Annotated in this window: 22 protein-coding genes; 10 read left to right on the forward strand and 12 right to left on the reverse strand. The window is 63.3% G+C overall.

The genetic code is table 11. From position 1 onward, the window contains the following. Nucleotides 1–94: 94 nt before the first annotated feature. Nucleotides 95–715 (forward strand): TetR/AcrR family transcriptional regulator, encoded by a 621-nt coding sequence (locus ACKAMS_RS07970; RefSeq protein WP_041814434.1) that lies wholly within the window; start codon nt 95–97, stop codon nt 713–715. Here the strand turns inward: ACKAMS_RS07970 and ACKAMS_RS07975 are convergent. After that, a complete protein-coding gene (locus tag ACKAMS_RS07975; protein ID WP_408988844.1) occupies nt 712–1698 on the reverse strand; it encodes a DUF2332 domain-containing protein in 987 nt (328 codons plus the stop codon). The genes ACKAMS_RS07970 and ACKAMS_RS07975 overlap by 4 nt on opposite strands. Nucleotides 1699–1770: 72 nt before the next feature. On the opposite strand from ACKAMS_RS07975, the gene rraA reads away from it, so the two are divergent. Further along, nucleotides 1771–2247: a ribonuclease E activity regulator RraA gene (gene rraA / locus ACKAMS_RS07980; RefSeq protein WP_003943552.1), complete on the forward strand. Its 477-nt coding sequence runs from the start codon at nt 1771–1773 to the stop codon at nt 2245–2247. A gap of 15 nt (nt 2248–2262) precedes the next feature. On the opposite strand, the gene ACKAMS_RS07985 is transcribed toward rraA, so the two are convergent. Beyond that, nucleotides 2263–2490: an RNA-binding S4 domain-containing protein gene (locus ACKAMS_RS07985; RefSeq protein WP_003943569.1), complete on the reverse strand. Its 228-nt coding sequence runs from the start codon at nt 2488–2490 to the stop codon at nt 2263–2265. 88 nt (nt 2491–2578) lie between these two features. Here ACKAMS_RS07985 and lysX point away from each other — a divergent pair, with 88 nt between their 5' ends. The 4 genes from lysX to ACKAMS_RS08005 all read left to right on the forward strand — a co-directional run bounded on the left by lysX (nt 2579) and on the right by ACKAMS_RS08005 (nt 8932). After that, the gene (gene lysX / locus ACKAMS_RS07990; protein ID WP_047889516.1) at nt 2579–5935 is read left to right on the forward strand and encodes a bifunctional lysylphosphatidylglycerol synthetase/lysine--tRNA ligase LysX; all 3357 of its coding nucleotides are present in this window, start codon (nt 2579–2581) and stop codon (nt 5933–5935) included. 13 nt (nt 5936–5948) lie between these two features. Then, complete coding sequence (locus ACKAMS_RS07995; RefSeq protein WP_020968026.1) at nt 5949–6839, forward strand: alpha/beta fold hydrolase; 891 nt, start codon at nt 5949–5951, stop codon at nt 6837–6839. Between the two features lie 78 nt (nt 6840–6917). Then, nucleotides 6918–8327 carry a GGDEF domain-containing protein gene (locus ACKAMS_RS08000; RefSeq protein WP_020905658.1) on the forward strand — a complete coding sequence of 470 codons (1410 nt, stop codon included), beginning with the start codon at nt 6918–6920 and terminating at the stop codon, nt 8325–8327. Nucleotides 8328–8332: 5 nt separating this feature from the next. Continuing rightward, the gene (locus ACKAMS_RS08005) at nt 8333–8932 is read left to right on the forward strand and encodes a histidine phosphatase family protein (protein ID WP_020968024.1); all 600 of its coding nucleotides are present in this window, start codon (nt 8333–8335) and stop codon (nt 8930–8932) included. Here the strand turns inward: ACKAMS_RS08005 and ACKAMS_RS08010 are convergent, their stop codons facing one another. The 6 genes from ACKAMS_RS08010 to ACKAMS_RS08035 all read right to left on the reverse strand — a co-directional run bounded on the left by ACKAMS_RS08010 (nt 8933) and on the right by ACKAMS_RS08035 (nt 16549). After that, nucleotides 8933–9922 (reverse strand): ABC transporter ATP-binding protein, encoded by a 990-nt coding sequence (locus ACKAMS_RS08010; protein WP_020905656.1) that lies wholly within the window; start codon nt 9920–9922, stop codon nt 8933–8935. Beyond that, entirely contained in the window at nt 9922–11019 is a 1098-nt protein-coding gene (locus ACKAMS_RS08015; protein WP_020905655.1) for an ABC transporter ATP-binding protein, read from the reverse strand. The genes ACKAMS_RS08010 and ACKAMS_RS08015 overlap by 1 nt, the downstream gene beginning before the upstream one ends. Next, nucleotides 11016–12110 carry an ABC transporter permease gene (locus ACKAMS_RS08020; RefSeq protein WP_020968023.1) on the reverse strand — a complete coding sequence of 365 codons (1095 nt, stop codon included), beginning with the start codon at nt 12108–12110 and terminating at the stop codon, nt 11016–11018. Before ACKAMS_RS08020 ends, ACKAMS_RS08015 begins: the two co-directional genes overlap by 4 nt. After that, complete coding sequence (locus tag ACKAMS_RS08025) at nt 12103–13059, reverse strand: ABC transporter permease (protein ID WP_019746259.1); 957 nt, start codon at nt 13057–13059, stop codon at nt 12103–12105. Before ACKAMS_RS08025 ends, ACKAMS_RS08020 begins: the two co-directional genes overlap by 8 nt. Nucleotides 13060–13151: 92 nt before the next feature. Then, a complete protein-coding gene (locus ACKAMS_RS08030) occupies nt 13152–14771 on the reverse strand; it encodes an ABC transporter substrate-binding protein (protein ID WP_020968021.1) in 1620 nt (539 codons plus the stop codon). Nucleotides 14772–14953: 182 nt separating this feature from the next. Then, the gene (locus ACKAMS_RS08035) at nt 14954–16549 is read right to left on the reverse strand and encodes a Na+/H+ antiporter (protein WP_020905652.1); all 1596 of its coding nucleotides are present in this window, start codon (nt 16547–16549) and stop codon (nt 14954–14956) included. Between the two features lie 26 nt (nt 16550–16575). On the opposite strand from ACKAMS_RS08035, the gene ACKAMS_RS08040 reads away from it, so the two are divergent. Continuing rightward, a complete protein-coding gene (locus ACKAMS_RS08040; RefSeq protein WP_269577403.1) occupies nt 16576–16896 on the forward strand; it encodes a UBP-type zinc finger domain-containing protein in 321 nt (106 codons plus the stop codon). Between the two features lie 292 nt (nt 16897–17188). Beyond that, nucleotides 17189–19501, forward strand: coding sequence for a transketolase-like TK C-terminal-containing protein (locus ACKAMS_RS08045; RefSeq protein WP_020968019.1), 2313 nt, complete (start codon nt 17189–17191; stop codon nt 19499–19501). 83 nt (nt 19502–19584) lie between these two features. On the opposite strand, the gene ACKAMS_RS08050 is transcribed toward ACKAMS_RS08045, so the two are convergent. Further along, nucleotides 19585–21204, reverse strand: coding sequence for an ABC transporter substrate-binding protein (locus ACKAMS_RS08050; RefSeq protein WP_408988845.1), 1620 nt, complete (start codon nt 21202–21204; stop codon nt 19585–19587). Nucleotides 21205–21565: 361 nt separating this feature from the next. Between ACKAMS_RS08050 and ACKAMS_RS08055 the strand changes: the two genes are divergently transcribed. Next, nucleotides 21566–22468, forward strand: a complete 903-nt coding sequence (locus ACKAMS_RS08055; RefSeq protein WP_020968018.1) for an SDR family NAD(P)-dependent oxidoreductase — start codon at nt 21566–21568, stop codon at nt 22466–22468. 1 nt (nt 22469) lies between these two features. Here the strand turns inward: ACKAMS_RS08055 and ACKAMS_RS08060 are convergent, their stop codons facing one another. Together ACKAMS_RS08060 and ACKAMS_RS08065 are read right to left on the reverse strand one after the other, a co-directional pair. Beyond that, the gene (locus ACKAMS_RS08060) at nt 22470–23195 is read right to left on the reverse strand and encodes a hypothetical protein (RefSeq protein WP_408988846.1); all 726 of its coding nucleotides are present in this window, start codon (nt 23193–23195) and stop codon (nt 22470–22472) included. 150 nt (nt 23196–23345) lie between these two features. Next, complete coding sequence (locus ACKAMS_RS08065) at nt 23346–24218, reverse strand: hypothetical protein (RefSeq protein ID WP_408988847.1); 873 nt, start codon at nt 24216–24218, stop codon at nt 23346–23348. Between the two features lie 212 nt (nt 24219–24430). Here ACKAMS_RS08065 and ACKAMS_RS08070 point away from each other — a divergent pair, with 212 nt between their 5' ends. Further along, nucleotides 24431–24991 carry a DUF732 domain-containing protein gene (locus tag ACKAMS_RS08070; protein WP_317832559.1) on the forward strand — a complete coding sequence of 187 codons (561 nt, stop codon included), beginning with the start codon at nt 24431–24433 and terminating at the stop codon, nt 24989–24991. Here the strand turns inward: ACKAMS_RS08070 and ACKAMS_RS08075 are convergent, their stop codons facing one another. Then, complete coding sequence (locus tag ACKAMS_RS08075) at nt 24992–25888, reverse strand: cutinase family protein (protein ID WP_020905644.1); 897 nt, start codon at nt 25886–25888, stop codon at nt 24992–24994. Nucleotides 25889–26057: the final 169 nt, after the last annotated feature.

The raw sequence follows: 26057 nt of genomic DNA on the forward strand, positions 1-26057 counted from the left end.
GCGCACGTGCCGATAGTCGATACAATATGTAACGACTAAAGCCGTGACAGAATGTAACGGCCATCACAGCGATACCGCAAGGGATTTGCCCAAAATGTCCAAAGATTCCGAAACTCAGCACCGCCTGGGCCCGCAGCGAAACCCTGCAATCGACGACGCAGTACTGGACGCGACCAGGCAACTGTTGGAGGAAAAGGGGTACGCCGGCACATCCATCGACGCCATCGCGACGCGCGCGGGAGTCGGGCGTCCAGCCATCTACCGTCGGTGGCCGTCGAAGGCACACATCGTCAACGACGCGATCTATCCGGTACTCGACGTCGAACAGGGCGCGGACATCGACACCGAACTCGGCGCCGAGGGCACGATCGCGGATCAGATTCGCGCGCTTGTGCAGGGCGCGGTGGCACTGTTCGCCGCTCCCGCCACCCGGGCCGCGGCGCCCGGACTGATGAGCGAAGTGCGAACAAACGCGGAATTACGCGACGTTCTCGTGGTGCGGCAACTGGCCGGAGTCCGCGTCGAGCTGAACCGTCGACTGGAAGCGGCGAGGGAGCGCGGCGACATCCGAAGTGGCGTCGACGCCGACGCTCTCCTCGACATCATGGCGGGCGCGGCCATCTTCGCGCTGTCGGTTCGTGACGTCTCGGACCCGGGACCGTTTGCCGATTCTCTCGCCGACATAGTGCTGAACGGCATACTTCCCAGCACCTAACCTACTGGCGCCGTGCGGGTTTGGTCTAACCAGTCGAGGGACTGCCCATGGCCACCAGCTAGCCCGCGGGGTGTGCCGTCAAGAGAGACAACAAATTTGCCACGGCGCGCCTCTGGTGATGCCGTCAACTTGGCATCGACTTCGGGCAGAACCCCAAGACCTTCGTTGGCTATCCAGTGGCATGGCAAAGCACGAACAGTTTCTGCGAATTCCTCTCTGGCAGTGAGGGTCAGATAGTTGAGGACTGCACTGTGATAGACCACGACCGTTGTGTTCTGTGGCGCACGCCGGACCAGATCGGCAACAGCCGCCGTGAGATCTCCGCGAACCAGATGCGGTGGATCCACACGAGCGAGTGCAGCAGCGTCGCGTAATCGCTGACGGCGATGGTCCTGCTCCGGCCACACAAGACTCTCCAACCATCTCATGTCGTCGGTGTCGCGTACATCGAGTGGATTCAGGTCTATGCCCGCCCGGTACACCACGTCTGGGACGCTCTCCGGAATCGGCGGACTGCCAGTCGTCGCGCACTCCAGCAGAACGGTGGACGGACCATCGACTGGATGCAGATACTTTTCGCCGTCGTAGAGATAGCTGTAGCGGTCCGGATAAAGGCACAGGCCCGCCGAAGCACCGACTTCGATGAGGGAGAGCGGGCCCTTCAACAACCCGAGAACGGGAAGCAACACAGCAGCGCGGCCTGCTTCATTGGTCTGGGTAGTCCGGATCCGCGCAAGTTGTTCAACCGCAGACCAGTTCTCCCTCAGCCACCGGCGAAACGACGCATACGGCGCGACCGGTGCACCGAGGTGACGGCTCGCCCCGAATATCAGGTTGGGTTGCCTGCGGGGTTCTGGAAGTCGATCGATCAGAGCGAGGTCTGCTGGATCCTCCGATACGCCGTTGCCCCATTCCTCGTAGACCTCGGAGTTCCCTCGGGCTTCCACTTCCGCGAACGATCGGTACCAGCGCGATGTGTCCACCGTCGATGTCTACCGGATGCGGCATAGGTCTGGGAACCCGTGGTCAACTCTCTGCCGACTATCCTGTGGGGCATGACCGAGCCTGTAGCGACCGCTGACCTTGCCGACGAGATCGGACCCGACATCCGTAGCTGCGACACGCAGTTCACCCAGTTCGGTGGACGTGAAGTGTTTGCCGGCCCCATCACGACCATCAAGTGCTTCCAGGACAACCTGCTCGTGAAGCAGACCCTCAGCGAACCGGGCAACGGTGGAGTCCTCGTCGTCGACGGTGACGCGAGCATCCACACCGCGCTGGTCGGCGACATCATCGCCGGCCGCGGCGTCGACAACGGCTGGGCCGGCGTCATCGTCAACGGAGCTGTCCGCGACTCGGCGATCCTGCGCACCCTCGACATCGGCGTCAAGGCGCTGGGTACCAACCCGCGCAAGAGCACTCAGACCGGTTCGGGCGAGAAGAACGTGCCGATCGAAATCGGCGGAGTCACCTTCAACCCCGGCGAGATCGTCTACAGCGACCAGGACGGCGTCGTCGTTCGCGAAAGCTAGTCAGAAGTCGCGGGATCAGGCGGGGGCTTCCACTTTGGCGGCCATCCCGCCGATCTCGACGACATCGCCGTCACGAAGCTGGCGGCCCCGACGATCTTCGACCTCACCGTTGACCGAAACCATGCCGTCGGCGATCACTTCCTTGGCCTCCGCGCCCGATTCGATGAGGTTCGCGAGCTTGAGAAACTGACCGAGCCGAATCATTTCGTCGCGGATGGGTACTGCTGGAATGTTGTCGGTCATGTCAATCATCTTCCTCCTCCCACAAAACTGGACACGACAGACCACACTTAGCGTGAGGATCTGATCGACCGGTAGGAGAGGAAGCTCGATGGCACCATTGACCGAGGTATCGGACACCACTGCAGAGTTGGTGGAATCGCCACCCGAAAATCCGCGCCAGGCGCGGCGATTCCGCAAAGGGCGGTTCAGCCAGGTTCCCCATATCTCGGGATTGATCCTCGGAGTCTTCTCCGTACTGGTGTTCCTGTGGAGCATCTCGCCGGTTCTGCGGCACATCCTCCGCGTCCCACGCGAATACATCGACAGCTACTACTTCGACGCACCGGATACGAGCCTGTCGTGGGCGCTCGTCGTCGCCCTGCTCGCCGCGGCCCTCGCGAGTCGCAAGCGCATCGCCTGGTGGCTGCTGACGATCTACCTCGCGCTGATCACCCTCACCAACATCGCCTCCACGATTGTCGACAAGAACCCGAACAACGCCGTCGCCGCTGTCGTTTTGCTTGTCGTGATCGGAATCCTCATCGCCGCGAGGCCCGAGTTCTACACACGCGTACGACGCGGCGCCGGCTGGAAAGCGCTCGGCGTACTGATCGGCGGCATGGCTGTCGCAACCGTGATCGGTTGGGGCCTTGTCGAACTCTTCCCGGGCGACCTGCCGCAGAACCAGCGATTCCTCTGGGCCCTGAACCGCGTCACCGCGGCGGCTTCGGTCGACAACGAGGTGTTCGACGGCCATCCACGCGTCTTCGTCAACACGGTCCTCGGTCTCCTCGGCGCCATCGCACTACTCGCCGCAGTTATGACGCTCTTCCGCGCGCAACGCTCCAACAACGCCCTCACCGGCAACGACGAGTCCGCGATCCGCGGGTTGATCCAGAACTTCGGCGCCGACGACTCCCTCGCTTACTTCGCCACCCGCCGCGACAAGGCCGTCATCTTCGCGCCGAGCGGCAAGGCCGCGATCACCTACCGCGTCGAGATCGGCGTCTGCCTCGCCAGTGGTGATCCCATCGGCGATCCCGAAGCGTGGCCGCACGCCATCGAAGCGTGGCAGGACCTGGCCTCGCAGTACGGCTGGGCGACAGCCGTCATGGGCGCCAGCGAAACCGGGGCGACGGCGTACAAGAAGGCAGGCTTGAGCGTCCTGCAACTCGGCGACGAAGCGATCCTGCGCACCCGCGAGTTCAACCTCAACGGACGCGACATGCGCCCGGTACGCCAGGCCGTCACCCGCGTCAGGCGCCACGGCGTCACCGTGCGGATGCGACGCCATCGCGACATCCCGCCCGAGGACATGGCGGCCGTCATCATCCGCGCGGACGACTGGCGTGACACCGACACCGAGCGCGGCTTCTCCATGGCACTCGGCCGACTGGGCGATCACCTCGACGGCGACTGCCTCCTCGTCGAAGCCGTCATGGGCGAAGGCACGGAGGACGAAAGCGTCGTCGGCATGCTTTCGCTCGTGCCGTGGGGACCGAACGGCGTTTCGCTCGACCTGATGCGTCGCAAGCCGACGGCGCCCAACGGTGTCGTCGAATTGATGGTCTCGGAGTTGGCCACACGTTCGGACGAGATCGGCGTCGTGCGGGTCTCGCTCAACTTCGCCGTCTTCCGCTCGGTGTTCGAGGAAGGTTCGCGCATCGGCGCCGGCCCGATCCTCCGCATCTGGCGCTCGGTGCTCGTCTTCTTCTCCCGCTGGTGGCAGCTCGAAGCGCTGTACCGCTCGAACGTGAAGTACCAGCCGGATTGGGAGCCGCGTTTTCTCTGCTTCGAGGACAACCGTGAGCTTCCACGCGTCGGATTCGCGTCGGCCATCGCCGAAGGCTTTGTGGTGCTGCCCAGTTTCGGCCGCAAGTCGAGCCAGGTCGTCAAGCACACCGGAACACATGCGGCGGTGCCGGCAGCTCTGGTGACTTCCGAAGGACTGCACGCCGACGGCAGCCCGCCGGACTCGGCGCCGTCGTTCACGACCAACGGTCCGCGTCGACCCGAGCAGGTCCGGGTGCGCATGAACAAACTCGCGCAACTCGCCGACGAAGGGATCGCCGCCTACCCCGTCGCCTATCCGCCGACCCACACGATTGCCGCCGCAGCGAAGTCGCCGGAGGGCACCCGCGTACGCATCGCGGGACGCCTGCTGAGGGTTCGCGACTACGGCGGAGTCGTGTTCACCGACGTGCGCGACTGGTCCGGCGACATCCAGGTTCTGGTCGACCAGGACAACGTCGGCCGCGAGAAGTTGGCGGAGTTCGCTGCCGAATTCGATCTCGGCGACCTGATCGAAGTCAGCGGAACCATCGGGCGTAGCCGCAAGGGCGAGCTGTCGCTCATCGCCGCCGAGTGGCGCATGAACGGCAAGTGCCTGCACCCGCTGCCGGACAAGTGGAAGGGCCTCTCGGATCCCGAGACCCGAGTCCGCCAGCGGTACCTCGACATCGCCCTCAACCCGAAGGCCCGCGAACTGCTCGAAGCTCGAAGTGCCGTCGTGAAGTCGCTTCGCGATTCACTCGGTGGTCGCGGATACCTCGAAGTCGAGACCCCGATCCTGCAGCAGGTGCACGGCGGCGCGAACGCCGCTCCGTTCCTGACACACATCAACGCGTACAACCTCGACCTCTATCTCCGCATCGCACCCGAGCTGTACCTGAAGCGGTTGTGCGTCGCGGGTATGGAGAAGGTGTTCGAGATCGGCCGCGTGTTCCGCAACGAGGGCGTCGACTTCAAACACAATCCCGAATTCACGATCCTCGAGGCCTACGAGGCGCACAGCGACTACGAGGGCATGATGCGGATGTGCCGCGAGCTCATCCAGGCGGCGGCCGTCGCAGCGTTCGGGCGCGAAATCATCATGCGACCCGGCCCGGACGGCGAATTGGTCGAGGTCGACATCTCCGGCGAGTGGCCGGTGAAGACGATGCACGGCGCCGTCGCCGAAAAGCTTGGCGTCGACGTCTCCCCCGAGACGAGTCTCGAAGACCTGCAGAAGCTGTGCGACGCCAACGAGATCCCGTACCAGTCCAGCTGGGATACCGGCGCCATCGCGCAGGAGATGTACGAGCACCTGGTCGAGGACTACACGGAGTTCCCCACGTTCTACACGAACTTCCCCACCTCGATGTCTCCGCTCACCCGGCCGCATCGCAGCATCCCCGGCGTCGCCGAGAAGTGGGACCTCGTCGCATGGGGTGTCGAACTGGGAACCGCGTACAGCGAGTTGACCGACCCCGTGGATCAGCGCAACCGGCTCACCGAGCAGTCGATGCTCGCGGCCGGCGGCGATCCCGAAGCGATGGAATTGGACGAGGACTTCCTCCAAGCCCTCGAACACGCGATGCCGCCGACGGGTGGTCTCGGGATGGGCGTCGACAGAATCGTCATGCTGATCACGGGCGGCAGCATCCGCGAGACGCTGGCCTTCCCCCTCGCGAAACCGCGTCAGTAGTCCGGATTCTCACGTGCCGGAATTGTTCCACGTGAAACCACCGGGCGAGATCTTGCAGGTCGGCGAGAGCCGACTTCATGTTCTTGCCGAGGGCGACGGCCCCGTCGTCGTCCTGTGCGGCGGGCTGGCGGGCAACTGGTTCGACTGGGATGACTGCGCGCGTCATCTCCAGTCGGACCACACCGTCGTCCGCTTCGATCGCCCGGGCTTCGGACTCAGCGAGCCGTCTTCCGACGTGCCGACCGTCCGCGGCGAAGCTCAGCGGATCCGCGACGTGCTCGACACTCTGGGACTGACTGGTCCGGCCGTCGTCGTCGGCCACTCCATCGCCGGCTTCTACGCCGAAGGCTTCGCGCGACTGTTCCCCGATCGGGCGGCGGGGATGCTGCTCCTCGATTCCAGTGCCGAGAAAGAACCGAAACGTCTTTTCCCCCGCGACCTGCTGCTGATCGCCTCCCGGGCCGCCGCGGCCTCGTTCAGCACCACCGGACTCCAACGACTCCTCGGCACCACGACGCGCAAGATCCTCAACCAGTCCGTGCCGCCGAGCGGGTCGTCCGAAGCCACCCTCGAATGGGTCAGGAAGATCTACCGCGAGCCTCACTATCTGGAGGCGGCGATGATCGAATACGTCGCGTACACCGATATGGCGCTGGAGCTCACCGCTTTACGACGCTCGAGCAAGCATCCACTGCCCGACATCGACCTCAGCGTCGTCGCTGCACACACTGGCCACACCACTCCCTGGTCCATCGCCTGGATGGCAAAGCAGCAGAAACTCGCCACCTACCTCGGCGGGAGTTTTCACGTCCTGCGCCCGGCGCATCACCACGCGATGATCGATCAGCCCGAGGAGTTGGCGAACTTGATTCGACGCCTCACGCAGCCGAACCCTCGGGAATGACACTTCAACGTACAACTCGGACAGTAGCCGGATCATTGCTAGGCTCGGACAGCTTCTGCTTTCTACGACAGGCTGGCCATGGATCGTTCGACAACCCGGGTGCGCTCGTCGCTGATCTTCGTCGCCATACTCGTTGTCGCACTCGCCGGCATCGCCGCCCGTCCGCCCGGGTTTCTGTCGACCTTCTGGCCCGCCAACGCGATCCTTCTGGGCATTCTCCTTCGTAACCCGCGCTCGTTTGCGCCGATCGGACTCGCTGTCGGCGGCGCTGCGCTGCTGACGGCGGATCTTGCGACCGGAAGCCCCGTGCAGAGGGCCTTCGAACTGAATGCGATCAATCTGGTCGGCGTCACGACAGGATTGATCGCCGCGAACTTGCTCGGCTGTTTTCCGCGGCGGATCTCCGAGACGAAGTACACGACCAGAATCTTCGTCGTCTCGGTTCTGGCGTCGTTCACGGCTGGGTCCGCCAGCGCACTGCGCACTCAACTCCACGAAGGAAGCGGTGCGGGAACGGAATTGGTGGGTTGGTTCTTCGCCGACCTGTGCACCTATCTGATCGTGCTGCCGATCCTTCTTTCCGCACCTCCGTTCGACCACGTCCGTCGTACGTTCGGGCCGTCCGTGCGGCAGAATCTGCGACTTCGACGGGTCGCCCAGATCCTTCTGCCGCTGGCAGCCCTCCTCGCCTGCCTCCCGCTGGCCCTCGAAGTGCAGGGAGCCCTCGCATTGCTGCTTCCGATGCCGGCGCTCTTGTGGTGCGCGATGCGCGTCTCGCTGTTCAGCACTTCGCTCCTCGCGGCTGGGTGGAGCGCGTGGGCGCTGATCATGGCGGGCCAGGGGCGGTTGGCCCTGGCCGATCCGGTTCATCTGCTCAGCGAAGGTGTAACCACCAGAATCTCCGTCATCTTGATGGCGCTCTCCCCCATCGCCGTAGCCGTCGCCACGGGCGCACAGCGACGCGCTGAACGTGAACTCCAACGCATCGCCGAATGCGACGCCCTGACCGGAACGCTGAGCCGACATGCGTTCTGGACCCAGTCGCAGGAACTCCTCGACACCCAACACACAGCGCGAAAATCGATCGCCGTCATGATGCTCGATCTCGACCACTTCAAATCGATCAATGACAACCTCGGCCACCTCACCGGAGATTCGGTCCTCGAACAGTTCGGAAACACCCTCCTCGCCACTACCGAAGGACTGGGACTGTCCGGTCGCCTTGGCGGTGAGGAATTTGCCGTCGCCGCCGCCGACTGCACATTCGAGGAAGCAATTGCCCTGGCAGAACGCATCAGACAGAGGCAGGAGGCGCACTCCCGATCCATCCGCGGCTTCGCCGGAACGGTCAGTATCGGAGTCGCCTGGGTAGATCAGGCAATGGCCGAGATGGACGCTCTGCTCGACATCGCCGACACCGCCATGTACCAGGCGAAACGCGAAGGCCGAAACCTCGTGGTGGCCGTCGATCTGTACATGGCAAGGTGACGTGGGTGCAACTACTCCTGATCCGACACGCGCTCCCCGAACTCGCCGAGGTCACCGAAGGCTTCGCCGATCCCTCACTGACCGACGCCGGTCGCGTGCAGGCACTTCGGCTGCCTGCGGCATTGGCCCCTTACCGGATCACCGGGCTCTTCAGTAGCCCGCAGAAGCGCGCACTCGAGACCGCGGACCCGGTAGCGCAGGCATTGGATCTTCCGGTCACCCAGCTCGAGGGTCTGGCGGAGTACGACTACGAGCAGCCCCACTACATCCCGATGCACGAGGTCTTGGAACGCGCACCGGAAACGTATGCGCGCATCAAGGCCGGATGGCTACCCGAGTCGGTGGACGGCGACGCTTTTCGTGCGCGAGTCCTCGGTGCGATCGACGACGTCGTCGCCGCAACCGACAACAACGCCACCGTGGCGATCTTCTGCCACGGCGGCGTCATCAATATCGTTCTGCAGGAACTACTCGGGCTGGAGCGTCCGTTGACCTTCCCGATCGAGTACGTGTCCGTCACGCGAATTCTTGTTTCCCGGGACGGAAGCCGCAGGGTCGGGTCGATCAACGAAACCGGTCACGTACGCAACATGCTTCGCGTGTAGTCACACGTTGTGGCACGCCACCTGATGACCGCCCTGGACGAGACGAAGTTCGGGAACTTCCTCGGCGCAGAGATCCGTGGCCAGCGGGCACCGAGTACGGAACCGGCAGCCGCTGGGCGGATTGAGCGGCGACGGCAGCTCGATGACCTTCTGCTCGACGTTCTGCGCTGCGGTGACGGTGGCATCAGGATCGGGAATCGACGACAGCAGTAGCTGCGTGTACGGGTGCAACGCACGGTTCTGCATGTCTTCTGCGGGAACGATTTCGCAGACGCGGCCCAAGTACATGATCATCACGCGGTCGCTGATGTTCTTCACGACGGCCATGTTGTGCGCGATGAACAGCAAAGACAGCCCGTGACGCTTCTTCGCATCCTCGAGCAGGTTCAGAATCTGCGCCTGCACGGAGACGTCGAGGCTCGAGACCGGCTCGTCACAGATCAGGACCTTGGGGTCGAGCATCAATGCACGGGCGATGCACACACGCTGGCACTGTCCGCCCGAGAGTTCGCGCGGGGTTCGGTCCCACACCATGTCCGGGTCCAACCCGACCTCGGCAAGAACCTCGCGTGCCCGAGCTTCGATGGCGGCCTTGTCTTTTCCGCCCCAGATCGACGGACCCTCGGTGATGAGAGCCTTGACCTTGCGACGAGGGTTCAGGGAGGAGATCGGGTCCTGGAAGATCATCTGCAACTGAGTGCGACTGCGACGCAGTTCTTCCGCGCCCAGTGCCGTCATTTCCGTCTCTCCGAGGCGAATGGAGCCCGACGTCGGTGAGGGCAACTGCATGATCGCCCGGCCCGCCGTGGACTTGCCACAGCCGGATTCACCGACAACGCCCAAGGTTTCACCCGGAGCGACGGTGAAGCTGATCCCGGACACGGCGTGAACGGTCTGCCCCTTGCCGACGTTGAATTCGACGACCAGATCCTCGACCGTCAGGGCCGCGTCCACCGTCTCGGGCTTCCTGGTATCGGTTGCTGCAGTCATCAGACCATCTCCTTCACCGCGAGCGAGAGGCCCGCTGCGGTAGTGCCGGCCTTCTCGTTGGCGACCAATGCCGTTGTGCCTTCAGGGGTGTCGACCGGGTAGTGGCACGCGAACGTGTGGCTTTCGGTTGTGTTGTCTCCCAGGCCGCCGGGAGCCAGAGCCGGTTCGCCGGTCAGGCAGTCGTCCTGGGCATACCGGCAGCGAGCGGCGAAGCGGCAACCGGTGATCGGCTTCGTCATGTCCGGCAGTCCACCCGGAATTGTCTGCAGCACTGTGTGCGTCGGCGATTCGAGTCGCGGAATCGCGGCCATCAGCGCTTCGGTGTACGGGTGGCGCGGACGAGTGAACAACTCCTCGGTGGCCGACGTTTCCACGACGGACCCGGCGTACATGACGGCGACGCGATCCGATCGTCCCGAGACCACACCGAGGTCGTGGCTGATCAGGATGACGGCCATGTTGAGCTTGTCGTTGAGCGAGGCGAGCAGGTCGAGGATCTGCTTCTGCACGGTCACGTCGAGCGCTGTGGTCGGCTCGTCCGCGATCAGCAGTTTCGGCTCGCAGGCCAGGGCCATCGCGATGACCACACGCTGACGCATACCGCCCGAAAGTTCGTGGGGGTACTGATCGAGCCGACGCTTGGGCTCGGGAATACCCACCATCGACAGGAGTTCCGCAGCGCGATCGCGGGCCGCGTCCTTCTTCAGACCCAGGTGGAACTTCAAGGATTCGGTGATGTGGGTGCCGATGCGCTTGAACGGATTGAGCGAGGTCATCGGATCCTGGAAGACCATGGCGATCTCGGGTCCCCAGAAGTGCTTCATCTCCGACTTCTTCATGGTCGACATGTCGCGGCCGGCAAACGTCACCGTCCCGCTGATGTCCAGAGCCGGACCCTTCTGCAGCAGACCCATGATGGTGCGTCCGAGAACCGACTTGCCGGAACCGGATTCACCCACGATACCGAGAGTTTCACCGGCGGAAACGTGGATCGAGACACCGTCGACTGCTCGCAACTGGCCACGCGGAGTGGCGAATACGGTCCTGATGTTGTCCGCCTGCAGTAGCGGAACGCCGTTCTGAACTGAAGTGGTCACAGCTTACTCCGATACTTCTCGCCGATGAGGTTGAAGGAGAACACCGTCAGGAAGAGGAAGACGCCGGGAACCAGAACGATGAACGGATGCTTCTCCACGATCCCGCCCTGGCCTTCCGCAATCATGTTGCCCCAGGTCGGATCAGGTTGTGCGATACCGAGTCCGAGGAAGCTGAGTGATGCTTCCGCGACAATCAGGCCGGAGACGGCCACCAGGCCGAGCGCGGCGACCGGAACGAGGACGTTGGGAACCAACTCGCGCCAGATGACGCGCCATTTGGTGGCGCCCATGGCCCGCGCGGCAAGCACGAACTCCCGTTGGGCGACGACGATGGTGTTGGCCCTGGCGATTCGAACCATGCTGGGAATGCAGAGAATCGAGAGTGCGAGGGTGATGTTGCGCAGGTTCGACGTGAGCACCGCGGCCAGTGCGATCAACAGCACCAGAGAAGGAATGGCCAGCAGCGAGTTGGTCAGGATTCCGACGACTGCGTCGACCTTGCCGCGGAAGTAACCGGCCATGACGCCGATGGTGCCGCCGATGATCATGCCGATCAGTACGGCGCAGATGGCCACGGTCAAGGATGCCCTGGCACCGAACAAAGCGCGGGCAAGCAGGTCGAGACCGAAGTTGTTGGTACCCAGCGGGTGATCGGAGAGCAGGCTCGGCGAGGCGAAGCCCGGCTCGGCCAAGGTCTTGACCGTGTCCTTGTACTCACCGAGCGGCAGCAGCGGTGCGAAGATCGCGGCCAGGATCAGCGCGGCCAGCCAGATGCACGCCAACCAGTACGAGAGATCGAACTGACTGCCCCACTTGGACGTACCGAGTTTGCCGAGACCCTTGAAGAGGAAAACCAGGGCAACGAGCGCGAGCACGATGCGGACGGTCATCATGATGGCCGAACCGAAGAGTGCGGTGCCGAGCAGCGCAACGCCGATCACCGTGAGAATCGATCCGATCAGGACCAGATTCTTGGGCTGTTCCAACGTCTCGACGGGACCGGGAGCCAGCAGGACTGTCTGCTGCCGGTATGTCATCACCTCGGACGGGGCCGGCGACGGGGCCGCTCCGTCTGGCGTCACTTCAGACATGGACACGACGACTCCTCGGGTCAAGATAGGTGTACAGAACATCGATCGCACTGTTGACGAGGACGTAGATGACCGCGATCACGACCACCGCGCCAAGCAGCATCGGCGAATCACCTTGCTGCGCTGCGCGGACGATGAGCGTGCCCATTCCGGGCAACGAGAAGAGCGTCTCGACGATCACGGTGCTGCCGATCATGCCGCCGAGAGCCAGACCCATCATCGTGATGAGCGAGAACGACGACGGGCGGAGCGCGTCACTGAAAAGCACTCGCAGCGTGGGCATTCCCTTCGCCTTCGAAGCGAGGATGTAATCCTCACGGAGCGTCGTCACCAGATCGGATCGGAGAACGCGAGTGAACATCGCCATCTCGAGGAGGCTGATGGTGATCGCCGGGAGTATTGCGTGTGAGAGGTTTCCGGAGAGGCTGTCCCCGATGCGCACCCACTGTGATCGCGGGAACCAGCCGAGCCAATTGACGGTGACCATGATCAGCAACAGACCGGCGAGGAAGCTCGGGACGGAAAGAACACCGAACGTCGCGGCGCTGATGACGCGGTCGATGACGCCGCCTTCGTGGTGCGCCGACCAGAGTGCGAGCGGCACGGCGACGACGAGTGCGATGACCAGACCCATCACGGCCAACTGAACGCTGACGGGCAGTGCCGAGCCGATCGCAGTCAGAACGTCCTGCTGCGGAGGAACAAGCGAATTACCGAGGTCGCCCTGGAGAGCGCTGGTCAGCCAGTCCCAATAGCGAACCAGGAGTGGATCGTTGAGCCCGAGCTGCTGCCGAACTTCCTCGTACTCGGCGGGCGTTCGGCCTTCACCGAGAACGGAGACAGCAGGATCGCCGGGGATCAGTGATGCCAGCACGAAGGTTCCGAAGCTGACGATCAGGATCACAATGACGAGCTGGCCCAATTTCTTACCTATTGCGCCGATGTTCATCGATTTCGTCTCCTTCGGACAGCGAGCTCGCAATACACAGCAGTTCCTCTGATTTCAGGTCTTGGTTCAAGCTCTCCAGGACTTCAGGCTCTCTAGGACTTCCAAGCTCCGTCGAAGAGCACGATTCCGTCGAGGCTCTGCTCGAGACCGTGAACGTTCTGGTTCCAGACGTCGAGTGCGGCGACGTTGCCCCACACCTGCCACGGGACGGTCTCGTTGGCGCGCTCCTGAATCTGTGCCAGGACTGCCTTCTTGTCGTCGTCGGTGGTTGCGACGCCCAACTTGTCCAGGAGAGCGTCCATTTCGGCGTCGGAGTAGCCGGTGGCGTTGTTACGGCCGCCGGACTTGATGCCCGTGTACAGACGCTCGTAGGGATCGGCCTCGGCGAGGCTCAGTGCTGCGGTGCTCATGTCGTAGTCGTGATCGGCATACATCCGCTTGACCAGATCACCTGCACCGGTGACGTATTCGATCTGAGCGTCGAATCCGACAGCGTTGAGCATTGCCTGGATGGCCAGAGCCGTTGCCTGGGCGGACGGTTCCTGGATGGAGAGGAAGGTGATCTTTCCGTCGTAGCCGTCGGCCTTGGCCTGATCGAGCAGTTCCTTCGCCTTGGCGGGATCGACGCCGATCGGTGCGACGTCGTTGTGCCAGCGCGAGGTGTCCTGGAAGATCTCCTGGCCGGGCAGTCCCTTGCCGTTGTTGACGCGGGTGTTGAGCGTCTCCGGATCGACGGCAAGCGCCATCGCCTGGCGGACACGAACATCCGAGCCCGGGCGACCCGGGGCCATGTTCACGTTCGCGATGTAGCCGAGCGACGGGATGTCGACGAAGCCGGGGTAACCCGACTCGATCAGATCCAGGATCGGGGTGAGCGTACGCATGTACGCGGCATCGATGCCGCCGGTCTTGAGTGCTTCGGCGGTGGGCTGAGCGCCGACGATGCTGATCAGCTTGAGCTTGTCGATGTTCGGCGCGCCGTCGTAGTAGTCGGGGCGAGCAGCCAAGAGCAGTTCCTCGTTGGGAGCGAACTTCTCGAGAGTGAACGCGCCCGCACCGATCGGGGTGAACTGGTCACCCTGCTGCGCGCTCGGGGCGACGATCATGCCGGGTCCGGTAGCGAGCATCGACTGGATGCCCGTCCACGGATCAACGAGGTTGAAGACGACAGTCGTCGCGTCGGGGGTGTCGATCGAGGCAACCTTGGAAGCCCACAGGCTCGACTGCGGTCCCTTGTTGGTGACGTAGCGGTTGATACTGTCCGCCACTGCCTTGGAATCGAAAGCTGTTCCGTCGCTGAATTTCACACCGTCGCGGAGCTTCAGCGTCCAGGTCTTGCTGTCCGAACTCGCTTCGAGCGACTGGGCGAGCTTGGGCTCGAACTTCTGCCCGATGGGGTCGTAGCGCATGAGCACGTCGTAGATGGCGCTGAGCTCGCTGCCACCGGTGGCGCCGGCAACCTGAGCCTTCGCGGGATCGAGAGTCGTGACCGCCGAGTAGCCGCTGAACGTCAGCGTGCCGCCCTTGGTGGGAGTGCCGGGGTCGGCCTGCTCGTTGACCATGCCGATCTTCAGCGAGGAACCGGAATCAGCAGATTCGCCGCCGCCATTGCTCGAGCCGTTGTCGGCGCACGACGCCAGGAACATACTTGCGGTGATCGCCAGCGCAGCCGCAGCCAATCTGCGACTTCCGCGGCGGGAACTACGACTCATTCGAATGCCTCCAAGGCGGGGTAAGACCGTGACGTGATGTTGAACACGAAACAGTCTGTGACGGGAGGCACAGAAAATTGGATCGAGTCTCGCTCAGTGGAATCGGTTAAGTTGCAGGCCTCAACGGCCAGGTAAACCGACCCTGGCCAGCGATTACCCTCACCGACATCAGACCAGCCGGTCTAGTCCCGGTCGAGCGTGGCTTCCTCGAGATCGAGCTCTCGAAGTACCTTGCGAAGAACCTCGTCGTCGATCCGGCCGGCATCGCGCTCGGCGATGAACACACCTCGCTCGGCATCGATCATCTCGAGGCGCAGCGAGCGGAAGGCGTTCGACGGGCTCTCCCCCAGATCCTCGTCGCTGCGTCCCAGTCGCTCCCACGCCGAGTTCGCGCGGTGGGTGTTCCAGCTTCGCAAAATGTCCGCGGCGCGATTGCGGACCTGAGGGACGTCGTCGGCGTCTGCTCCGACCAATTCGTCCAGGCGCGCCGCAGCAGCGCGTGCAGCCTTGTCCTGAGCCGCCGCCTCGGCGCGTGCGTCGGACTGCTCCTCGTCTCCTTGCACACCGAGGACACGGATGACCCACGGCAACGTCAGGCCGTGCAGCAGCAGCGTGCCGACCACGACGACAAACGTCAGGAACAGGATCAGCGAACGGCCTGGGAAGTCTTCACCACTGTTGACCGTCAACGGAATGGCGAAGGCAGCAGCCAGCGACACGACCCCTCGCATACCGGCCCACGACACGACGAACACTGCCCGCGCCGAAATCTCCGGCTCCCTCGCTCGGATACGGGGCGACAGCCAACGCGGTACGTACGTGAACGGGAACACCCAGGCGATCCGCACCACCACGACGGTCACGAGCACAGCAATCGACGCCCAGACGACGATCGAGGTGCTGTACCCCTGCAATCCGTTGACAACACTGGGCAATTGGAGCCCGATCAACAGGAAGACGAAGGACTCCAGGATCAGGTCGACGGCCTTCCACACTGCCGTGTCCTGCAAGCGCGTCGCATAACTCGCGCGCGTGGAGCGCTGGCCGAGGAACAATCCGGCCACGACGACCGCGATGACGCCCGACGCGTGGACCTCTTCAGCAGCCAGGTAGGTGAAGAACGGCACCACCAATCCGATTCCACTCTCCATCACCGGATCCTGGAGTTTGCCGCGAACCTTCGAGATGACAAAGCCCACCGCGAGGCCGATCACCGTTCCACCGACCGCTGCGACGAGGAAGGTCTCGAAGCCGCCGATCAGTGTCGCACCGGTACCCACCGCCGCCGCGAGAGCGACCTTGTAGGCAGTCAGAGCGGTGGCGTCGTTGAGCAGGCTCTCCCCGCCCAGCAGGGTCATGATTCGGCGCGGCAGACCGAGCTTGCGTCCGATTGCGCTCGCGGACACCGCGTCCGGCGGCGCCACGATGGCGCCGAGAACCAGTGCGGCCGCAATCGAGAACTCCGGCACGATCAGGTAGGCGACAAAGCCCACCGCTGCCGTCGTCGCCAGGGGCAGCCCCACTGCGAGAAATCCGATCGGACGCAGATTGGACCGCAGTGCCAGGTATGAACTGTCCAGCGCCGCCGAGTACAGAAGTGGAGGCAACACGACGAACAGGACGAGGTCCGGATCGAGCTCCAACTCCGGAACACCGGGTATCTGGCAGGCGATCAAACCGACCAGGACAAGGATCAGCGGCGAAGACAATCCGAACCTTCGCGCGACCGCCGCCACCAGCAACGCCGCTACTACAACCCCCAGTAATATGCCGTTCACTCTGGCAGCATGCAGTATGGAAGGCGATGAAGAAAATCCTGAAGCGAGCAGCAACTCGCACACAGCAGCCCGCACCCGCTCCGACCGGTTGCGAGGAACTAACCAATGCACCCGAAACGGACCCGGCGGCGCTGACGCCCGGCGTCTGCCAGGAGTGCGCCGAGTTGGGCGAGGATAACTGGTCTCACCTGCGCATGTGCCTGTCCTGCGGCCACGTCGGGTGCTGCGATTCCAGCCCCCATCAGCACGCGACCAACCACTACCGCGACACCGCGCACCCGGTCATGCGCTCGCACGAGCCCGGCGAATCCTGGCGCTGGTGCTACGTCCACGATCTGATGGATTGAGCGCGCACGACTCGCAGTGTGCTGCGCATAGTGCCCACCTCGCACGGCGCACAGGCCTCGGTGTTGCGCACATTGCTCAATCCACTGGGTAGCTATTGCCCAATCTGTATGCCGATGATGGACTTTGACGCAGAATCTGCACAACAGATCGACAGGTGCGGCTGGACTTTGCCGCGCCGAACGGTTCGGCCTCAGGAAGTCCTGCCAAACATCACAACCACATCGTCGGCCCCATGATCTGGGGTACAGGCGGTGTGGCGATCGATGTCAACTATCGAAGGCAGGACCGGCCGTGAACAGCCCCAGCATCAACCAGAACGCTCCCGAGCCACTGGCGGAGATCGAGAAGCGTGTTCTGTGGTTGTCGACCGCGATGATCCATCACGCCAACCGTGTCCGTCCGAATCCCAGTGGGCTCAAAGTCGGCGGCCACCAGGCCTCGTGCGCGTCGATGGTCTCGATCATGACGTCGCTGTGGTTCGGCCAACTTCGTTCCGGCGACCGGGTTTCCGTCAAGCCGCACGCGGCTCCGGTGCTCCACGGCATCAACTATCTGCTCGGTGAACTCGACGAGTCGTACCTGACAACGCTGCGCGAGTTCGGGGGCCTGCAGAGCTACCCGAGTCGATCAAAAGATCCCGATCCGGTGGACTATTCGACCGGATCTGTGGGAATCGGTGCGACGGCTCCAATCTGGGGCGCCATCGCACGCCGATACGTCGACGCCTCCCTCGGCGGCGCCGGAACCGGGCGTCAGTACTCCCTTGTCGGTGATGCCGAACTCGACGAGGGCGCTGTGTGGGAAGCAGTTCTCGATCATTCGGTCGCCGAACTGGGTGAGATCGTGTGGATCGTCGACCTCAACCGCCAATCGCTCGATCGGGTGGTGCCGAACATCGCGGCAACCCGCCTGGAACGCATGTTCTCGGGCGCCGGCTGGCAGGTCATCACCGTGAAATTCGGCGCGCTCCTGGAATCACTGTTCACCCGGCCGGGCGGCACAGCGTTGCGCGAACGAATCCTGGACATGCCGAATCCGGAGTACCAGCGTCTGCTGCGATGCACGGCCGACGAGGTCCGTCTGAGGCTGCCTGGCGACGCGGCGGACGCCGACGCGATCACGTCGCTGATCAACGACCTCGACGACGCCACGGTGCTCGAGGCCATCCGCAATCTCGGTGGCCACGACCTCGACGCTCTGCGAGAGGCGTACGCGCAGATCGACGACACCCGTCCCACCGTGATCATCGCGTACACGATCAAGGGCCGGGGCCTGCCGACGCAGGGCCATCCGCAGAACCACTCGTCGCTACTCACCACCGAGCAGTACGAGATTCTGGCGGCGGAACTCGGCATGGATCCGTCGAAGCCCTGGGAACGGTTCGAGGCGGACGGCCCGTCTGGCCGCATCTGCGCCGAAACCGCTGAGCGCCTGGCTCGCCCGAAGGTGGAGCATCTGATGCCCCCGGCAGTTCCGAAAGACATCGGCCGTACCCCCTCCGGCACATCCACCACTCAGGCAGCTCTCGGTCGGGTGCTACTCGACCTGAGCCGAGAGGCGCCGGACGCCGCGAAACGTGTTGTCACACTGAGCCCGGACGTCAGTTCCACCACCAACCTGGCAGGGTGGCTGAACAAGGTCGGGGTCTGGTCCCCCAACGAGCGGCACAACTGGTTTGCCGACGACGCCGAAACGATCATGCACTGGCGTGAGAAGCCCACCGGTCAGCACATGGAACTCGGTATCGCCGAGACCAACCTGGTCGGACTGATGGGCGAACTCGGTGCAACCTGGAGTCGCTGGGGCCAGCCACTCTTCCCCATCGGCGTGATGTACGACCCCTTCATCGAGCGGGCTCTCGAACCGTGGTCGTACGGCATCTACGCCGGTGGACAGTCGATCATGGTCGGCACTCCGTCGGGCGTCACCCTGGCAGCCGAAGGTGGTGCGCACCAGTCGATCAAGACCCCGTCCATCGGACTCGAACAGCCGGGATGCGTCAGTTTCGAACCGGCATTCGCCGTCGACGTGGAGTGGACGCTCCTCGACAGCATCGGACGCCTCGGCCGACCAGACGGCAGCTCGTCGTATCTGCGTCTGTCGACCCGTCCGGTCGATCAGGCCTTGGCCGCGGTGCCGACCGATCCGGCTGCGCGAGAACGCCGTCGACGTCAGGTGGTGGCCGGCGCGTACACGCTGCGGCACAACCCTGATCCGGCCATCACCCTGGTCGGTATGGGTGCCACCGTCACCGAAACACTTGTCGCAGCCGAAAGACTGGGCGAGCAAGGCATTTCCGCCGACGTCGTGTGCGTGACCAGCCCCGGATTGCTCTTCGAAGCGCTCCAGTCTCGGCGCGGTCTCGCGGACGGTCCGTCGTGGATCCTGGATCAGGTCTTTCCGAGTAGCCGGTCCGCGCCGATGGTCACCGTTCTCGACGGGCACCCGCACACCCTCGCGTTCCTGACGGGAATCAACAACGTTCCGGGTGCTGCGCTCGGAGTGAGCCGGTTCGGTCAGGTCGGTTCACTCGAAGACGTCTACCGGTACCACGGCCTCGACTCCGACAGCATCGTTCGCGCCGCCCTCGATCTCACTTCTTGATCGGTCACACTCTCTGATGCCGAGAAGCGTCCCCGCGGGGACGCTTCTCGGGTCTGGTCAGTTCTTTAGTTCTTCAGAGGCCTTCAGTTCTTCCAGGCCTTGTCGAAGAACATGATTCCGTCCAGGCTCTGCTGAATGCCGTGGACGTTCTGCCCCCACACACCGAGCCACGGGGTGTTGCCGTAAACCTGCCACGGCACAACCTCATTGGCGCGCTCCTGGATCTTGGCGAGCACCTCGATCTTCGCGTCGTTCGACGTCGCTACACCCAACTGGTCGAGCAGCGAATCGATCTCCGGATCGGAGAAGCTCGTGGCGTTGTTTCGTCCACCGGACTTGAGGTTCGAGTAGAGACGCTCGAACGGATCGGCTTCCGCAAGGTTGGCCGAACCTGTTGCCATGTCGAAGTCGCGGTCGGCGTACAAACGCTTGACGACGTCGGCAACCGAGTTGACGTACTCGATCTGGAAATCGAAACCGACGGCGTTGGCCATCGACTGCAACGCCAGAGCCATCGCCTGCGCCGAATTCTCCTGCAGCGTCAGGTATGTGATCTTGCCGTCGAAACCGTCGGCCTTGGCCTCGTCGAGAAGCTGCTTCGCCTTGGCGGTGTCTACGCCGATCGGAGCGACGTCGTTGTGCCAGCGAGAGGTGTCCTGGAAGATGACCTGGCCGGGTAGACCCTTACCTTCGTTGAGTCGGTTGTCGATAGCGACGGGATCGGTCGCGAGCGCCAATGCCTGACGCACCCGCACGTCGGCACCGGGACGACCGGGAGCCGTGTTGACGAGCGAGAGGTACGACAGCGACGGAATGTCGACGAAGCCCGGGTAGCCGGAGTCGATCAGATCCAGGACGTTCGGAAGCGAACGCATGTACGCGACGTCGGTGCCGCCGTTCTTGAGGGATTCGGTGGTGGACTGTGAACCGACGATGCTGATCAACCGCAGCTTGTCCACGTTCGGGGCACCGTCGAAGTAGTCTTCCCGAGCGTCGAGGATCAATTCCTCGTTGGGAGCGAACTTCGCGAGGGTGAACGCACCCGCGCCGATCGGGGTGAACTGATCGCCCTGCTGGGCGCTCGGCGCGACGATCATGCCGGGTCCGGTGGAGAGCAGTGACTCGATACCGGTCCACGGGTCGACAAGATTGAAGACGACCGTCGACGCGTCCGGGGTGTCGACCGACGCAACCTTCGACGCGTACAGGCTCGACTGCGGCCCCTTGTTGGTGACGTAGCGATTGAGGCTCGCCGAAACGGCCGCCGAATCCACCGGCGTCCCGTCGCTGAACTTCACACCGTCGCGCAGTTCGAGAGTCCACGTCTTGAAGTCGGAACTCGGTTCCATCGACTCCGCGAGTTTCGGAACAAATTCCTTCGACGCCGGGTCGTAGCGCAGCAGGGTGTCGTAGATGGCGCCCAGCTCCGAACCGGCGACCGAACCGGCGATCTGCGTCTTCGCAGGGTCGAGATTCGTGACAGCGGAGTACCCGCTGAACGTGAGCGTGCCGCCCTTGACCGCGTCACCCTCGCCGGACTGCTCGTTGACCGGGCCGATGGACAACCCTGAACCGGAATCCGGTGCGTCGCCGCTCCCACCTCCGTTCCCGCTGTCAGCGCACGACGAGACGAACAGGCCGGCGGAGACAGCCAGCGCGACGGCGGCAACCTTGCGGTGACCGCGCCGAGAACTGCGACTCATTCAAAACCTCCAGGTCAGAAACTGTGATGTGAAGCATTGTCGAGACAGTTTGTGATGTAAGGCACAGGTATTAGTCGCAGGTCCCGCTCAGTGGAATGCAGCGAGAAGATTGTTCAGTTTTCGAGCGACATTTGCAGGTCAGGCCGTTAGCGAAGGTCAGGAATTCATTCCGATTCGAGTGTCCTCAACGGGTGAATCGCCGGAGCAGCGTCGAGGAGTGGGCAGCCGCGGCCAGTGCAGCCTGCAGATGTGCGGACTCGAACGACTCGTACGACACGAAGCCCCCTCATCGGATACCTTTCGCAGAGGGGAAGTCAGCTAGAGACACACGCCGCAAACGTACACACGAAAAGGGCAACCAATGGGGCTACTGAAGGACGTCACCGGCTGGCGACGCGGCACGAAGTTGCAGCGTCGACTACGCGACCTCACCGGCACGCTCGTAGTTGTCACCGGTGCAGGCAGCGGCATCGGGCGTGAAACGGCCCTCGCCTTCGCGGCCCAGGGAGCTATCGTCGTCGTCTCCGACATCAACCTCGAAAGCGCGCAGGACACTGCGGCGCTCATCAACACACCCACTCAGGCCAGCGGAGCCGAAGCGGTGTTCGGTGGCGGTTCGCACGCCTACCAGGTCGACGTGTCCGACGAACAGGCCGTGATTCGATTCGCGGAGACAGTCGCGGCGCATCACGGCGTGCCGGACATCGTCGTCAACAACGCTGGAATCGGGTTCTCCGGGACATTCGCCGACACCGAGCAGCGCCAGTTCGAGCGCGTCATGGACATCAACTTCTGGGGAGTTGTCTACGGCTGCCGGGCATTCACCCCGATGATGATCGACCGGGGAACCGGCGGACACGTGGTCAACCTGTCCTCGGCTGCCGCCTACACACCCCAGAAGGCCCTCACCGCGTATTCGACAAGCAAGGCAGCGGTATTCATGCTCTCGGATTGCCTACGGGCAGAGCTGCTTCCACACGGCATCGGCGTCAGCACCATCTGCCCCGGCCTCGTGCACACGAACATCCTCAAGACCACCGAGTTCGCCGGGACCACCGCCGAGGAACAACTCGAGAATCAAACCAAGGTCGACAACTTCTACCGCAAACGCAACTTCACCCCCGACCGGGTGGCCAGTGCGATCGTGAAAGCAGTTCGCACGAACAAGGCCGTGGTGCCCGTGACCGTCGAAGCCAAGCTCGGACGCACGATCAGCCGGTTGTCTCCCGGGTCGATGCGCGTCGGAGCTCGGTTCGAGATCTAGGTCAGCTGCCGAAGCTCAGGCTGCCCGTGAAACCCTGCTGCACATCGGCTTCCGAACGGGGAAGAACCTCGTAGGTGCTGGCGTATTGGCCACTGAAACCGGTGACGGTGATCGGGCGTCCGACTGCAATGGCGTCGACGTCGATTCCGGTCTGGGTGTTGACGAAGATGACGGTGTTTCCGTCGACGCCGGACACCAGGATCTTGTGACCGTACGGCAGATCGTCGACGACGGGTCCGCTCACGATCCCGGACACCGTCACGAGACGACCTTCGCTGCCCTCACCGATTGCATTGAGGGGCAATCGCGCCGCGCTGATCTGGGTGGTCGTGCCGATTACCTCGACGGCAGTCGGGCGGACGACGAGCAGGCCTTCCTGATCCGCGAGGACTCCGGTGACCTGAACCTGATCGCCGAGAGCAATCCCGGAGTTGTTCGGATCGCTGATGTAAATGCCCGAATTGCCGCTCTGGAGACCAAAGCCCTTGTCGTAGAAGCTGGATTCGAACACTCCGGACGGCGTAGTCGCGGTTCCCACGACGGTGACCGTCGTTCCGATGGCCTGCGCACGGGCTGCCGCGATGGAGTCCGCGGACACCTCACCGACAACTGCTGCCGGCTCCGCCGTTGCTGCGGTGCCGACAAACATGGTGGCCGCGGCTGCAACTGCCAGCGCCGTCACACCCCGACGCAGGACCGGACCGGCAAGAACGCTGTCTCGAAACATGTTTGAGGACTCCCCTGTGATTTCGTGGCCGCGCAGGTCCTCCTGATGGAGTGCCGCCTTCGCCCACCCTGAGGCACAGGTTATTACAGGTCGGACGCCGCAGCGGTGGTGACATTCCGTCACCACCGCTGCGTCTAGGCTTCCGATTTTTCAGGAACCGGAGCTTCCGGACGAACCGCTCGAGCCACTGGAACCGCTGGATCCTGTTCCGCCACCGAGAGCGTCGAGAGGATCGCTACCGGTGAGCCCTCCCGGGTACAGGTAGGCGTCGGAGATCGTGCTGAGCGAGGTGCCGGAAGTGGCCGGCACCTTTGCTCGCCAGTTGACGATCGGATTCAGCACTCCGAACGGTCCGCAACCACTGGCAGCGGGCAGCGCGAAGCCGGTGGCCTCGTTCCCGACCGGGCTCACCTTCAGCGCAGTCGACGGAAGCACCGTGTAGGTAGGGACCACCGACGGGTCAGGCGCGAGACGAAGATTCACCGGCGCCGCCTCGGAACCCAGGTAGCAGTTGTCACCGAGGAACGCGTTGTTGATCTTCATCCGCACCGGGATGCTCAGATCCATGTCGGTGATGATTCCGTTGAGAGTCGGCGCAGCCGTTGCCTCCACTTCGGCCGTTACTGCGGCCAGGCCGAAGAGATTGCCGAACGGAAGATCGATTCCCAGAACGCCGCCGGGAACCGTCAGCGGCTTGGAGTAGACACCGTTGTGTCCGTCGTCGCGCGGGAGAAGAACGGTGGACTCACCTTCACCGGAGCCGGCCTCGGCGGCGATGATCATGTCGCCTTTTCCGATCGGGAGGTTGAAGCCGTTGTTGTCGAAGGTTCCGCTCTGAACCACCACCGACACACAGGATTCGGCAGTAGCCGGACACACTGCGGCGCCCGGTACCGAATTGTCGACCGGGTCCTGAGCCGAGGCCATCGGCGCTGCAAAAGCCAGCACTGCACCTGCGGTACCTGCAATAACGGCCACGCGCGTGCCGAGACGTCTGTTGCCGTTCTTGTGAGATTTCTGCACTGATTTCTCCCTGCCGTTTATGTGATGGGGGACGAAACTCGCAGTCATTGCTTGTGTTTCGACCGCCGCCGACAAGGTCTTGCGGTGTGCTCCTACTCACAAGTAACAACTGAACAGATGTATATCACAGGACTTCGACTTAAAAACAGGGCAAAAGGGAGTTTCCTTAAAACGGACAAACTAAGCGGTACGGTGTGTAACACTCACGGGTGATGAACACGAACAGACTGGTCCTCTGCGTCGCGGCAGCGGGCCTACTCCTCAGCGGCTGCAGCAGCCAATCCGACAGCGACGCAGCGGAATCCACTTCTGCTGCCACCAGCACCACGGTGGCGGCAACGTCGAGTTCGACTGCTCCCAGTTCGCTCCCCGAATTGCCGACCAGCCCACTCGCCGAACCTGCGGAAGCAGCGCCGAGCGTCGTCGAATCGACGCCCCCGCAGCTGTCGCTTCCGGTAGCGCCACAGGTAGCGCCACCGGCAAACTCACCGATCGACGCCCGGTCACCGGACGAGATCGTCGCGAACGCAGGCGAGAAGGGACAGCGGTACATCGCTGCACTACGTCTGGCCGGGATCCCGCCCGCCGGAATGGATTCCGCAGAGATCCTCTACGCCGACGGCACCTGCAAGGCTCTGGCCGACGGCATGCCGCGGTCCGAGGTGCTGGCGGAGTTCAACTCCGTCGGCGAGGTGTACTCACAGATCACGCCGATGTCTTCGCAGCGGATCGCCGAGATCTACGTCGACACCGCGGAGCAGACGTACTGCTGATCAGGCTTTGCCGGCCAACCAGTTGTGCAGCCAGGATGTAGCCGAATTGCCTGCGCCGTCAACAACGTAACGCGTGTAGTCGGTGTGAACCTGCGAGCCGTAGAAGGCGACCAGTTGATCGACGCGCCGCGAGTTCGCGCCTGGATCGAGCTGAGCCATCAGTGCGGGGAGTCCGCCTGCAGTGACCAGATCGTTGACGATCACGGCGGCCTCGTCGCGCAGCGAGAGAGCGTTTGCCGGAGTGGGGTCGGAAACCTGAGCCATGAACCCGGCCAGACGCATCACGAAATCGTCCTTGGGCGTCGAGCAGTACAGATCACCGACGGCGCACAGCGTCACCGTTTTGCCTGACAGCCAACCGAATCCACCGATGCGAGCGCCGCTGGCTCCGTTGCCTCCGACAGCGGGTCCGATCAGGACGTCGGACTCGGAGCGGCGGGGATCGGACAGGAGGCCGACGCCCTCGACGCGAGTCGGGGGAACAACGCCGATGCCGGTTCCGATCTCGGCTGCGAGATCGCCTGCCGCGTCGGCGCCCTGGCTGTATCCGACGATCGCGAAGCGAGTGTCACCGCACGAGGCGGCCATCGCGGCGATCATGCCGCGGGCGTTGTCGACAGCCTGCTGCTTCGACTTGGCGTAGACGTTGGACTCCCACGGGAAGGCCGTTGCCGAGTACGTGACGTAATCGGTGCGTACGGAACCGGGAAGGCCGTTGGTGACCGGGGCAAGCATGCCGGCACCGGGAGAAGTACCCGAAGGCTCCCAGGTTCCCGGAATGGCCACGACGTACAGACCGGGGCAGGGATCAGCCGACGCCACGGGAGAACTGACAACCGGTACCACCACTGCCGCAGCTAGTGCCGACAACACCGCAACGAGACGCCTCGCACGCATGAAACTCCCCTGATTTAACTTAAGCAACCCATACACCACTATCGATGCTCCGGAATCATACTGTCTGGGCGTTGTGTCTGTCCGATGCACGATTGATGAAGGTTTGTTACAGATCGTGCGAACTACTTGCAGAAACAAAGCCGCACCCCACCGAATGCGATGGGGTGCG

The sequence above is a fragment of the Rhodococcus sp. 5A-K4 genome, from assembly GCF_046097995.1.
In the GTDB taxonomy this organism is placed as follows: Bacteria; Actinomycetota; Actinomycetes; order Mycobacteriales; family Mycobacteriaceae; genus Rhodococcus_F; species Rhodococcus_F erythropolis.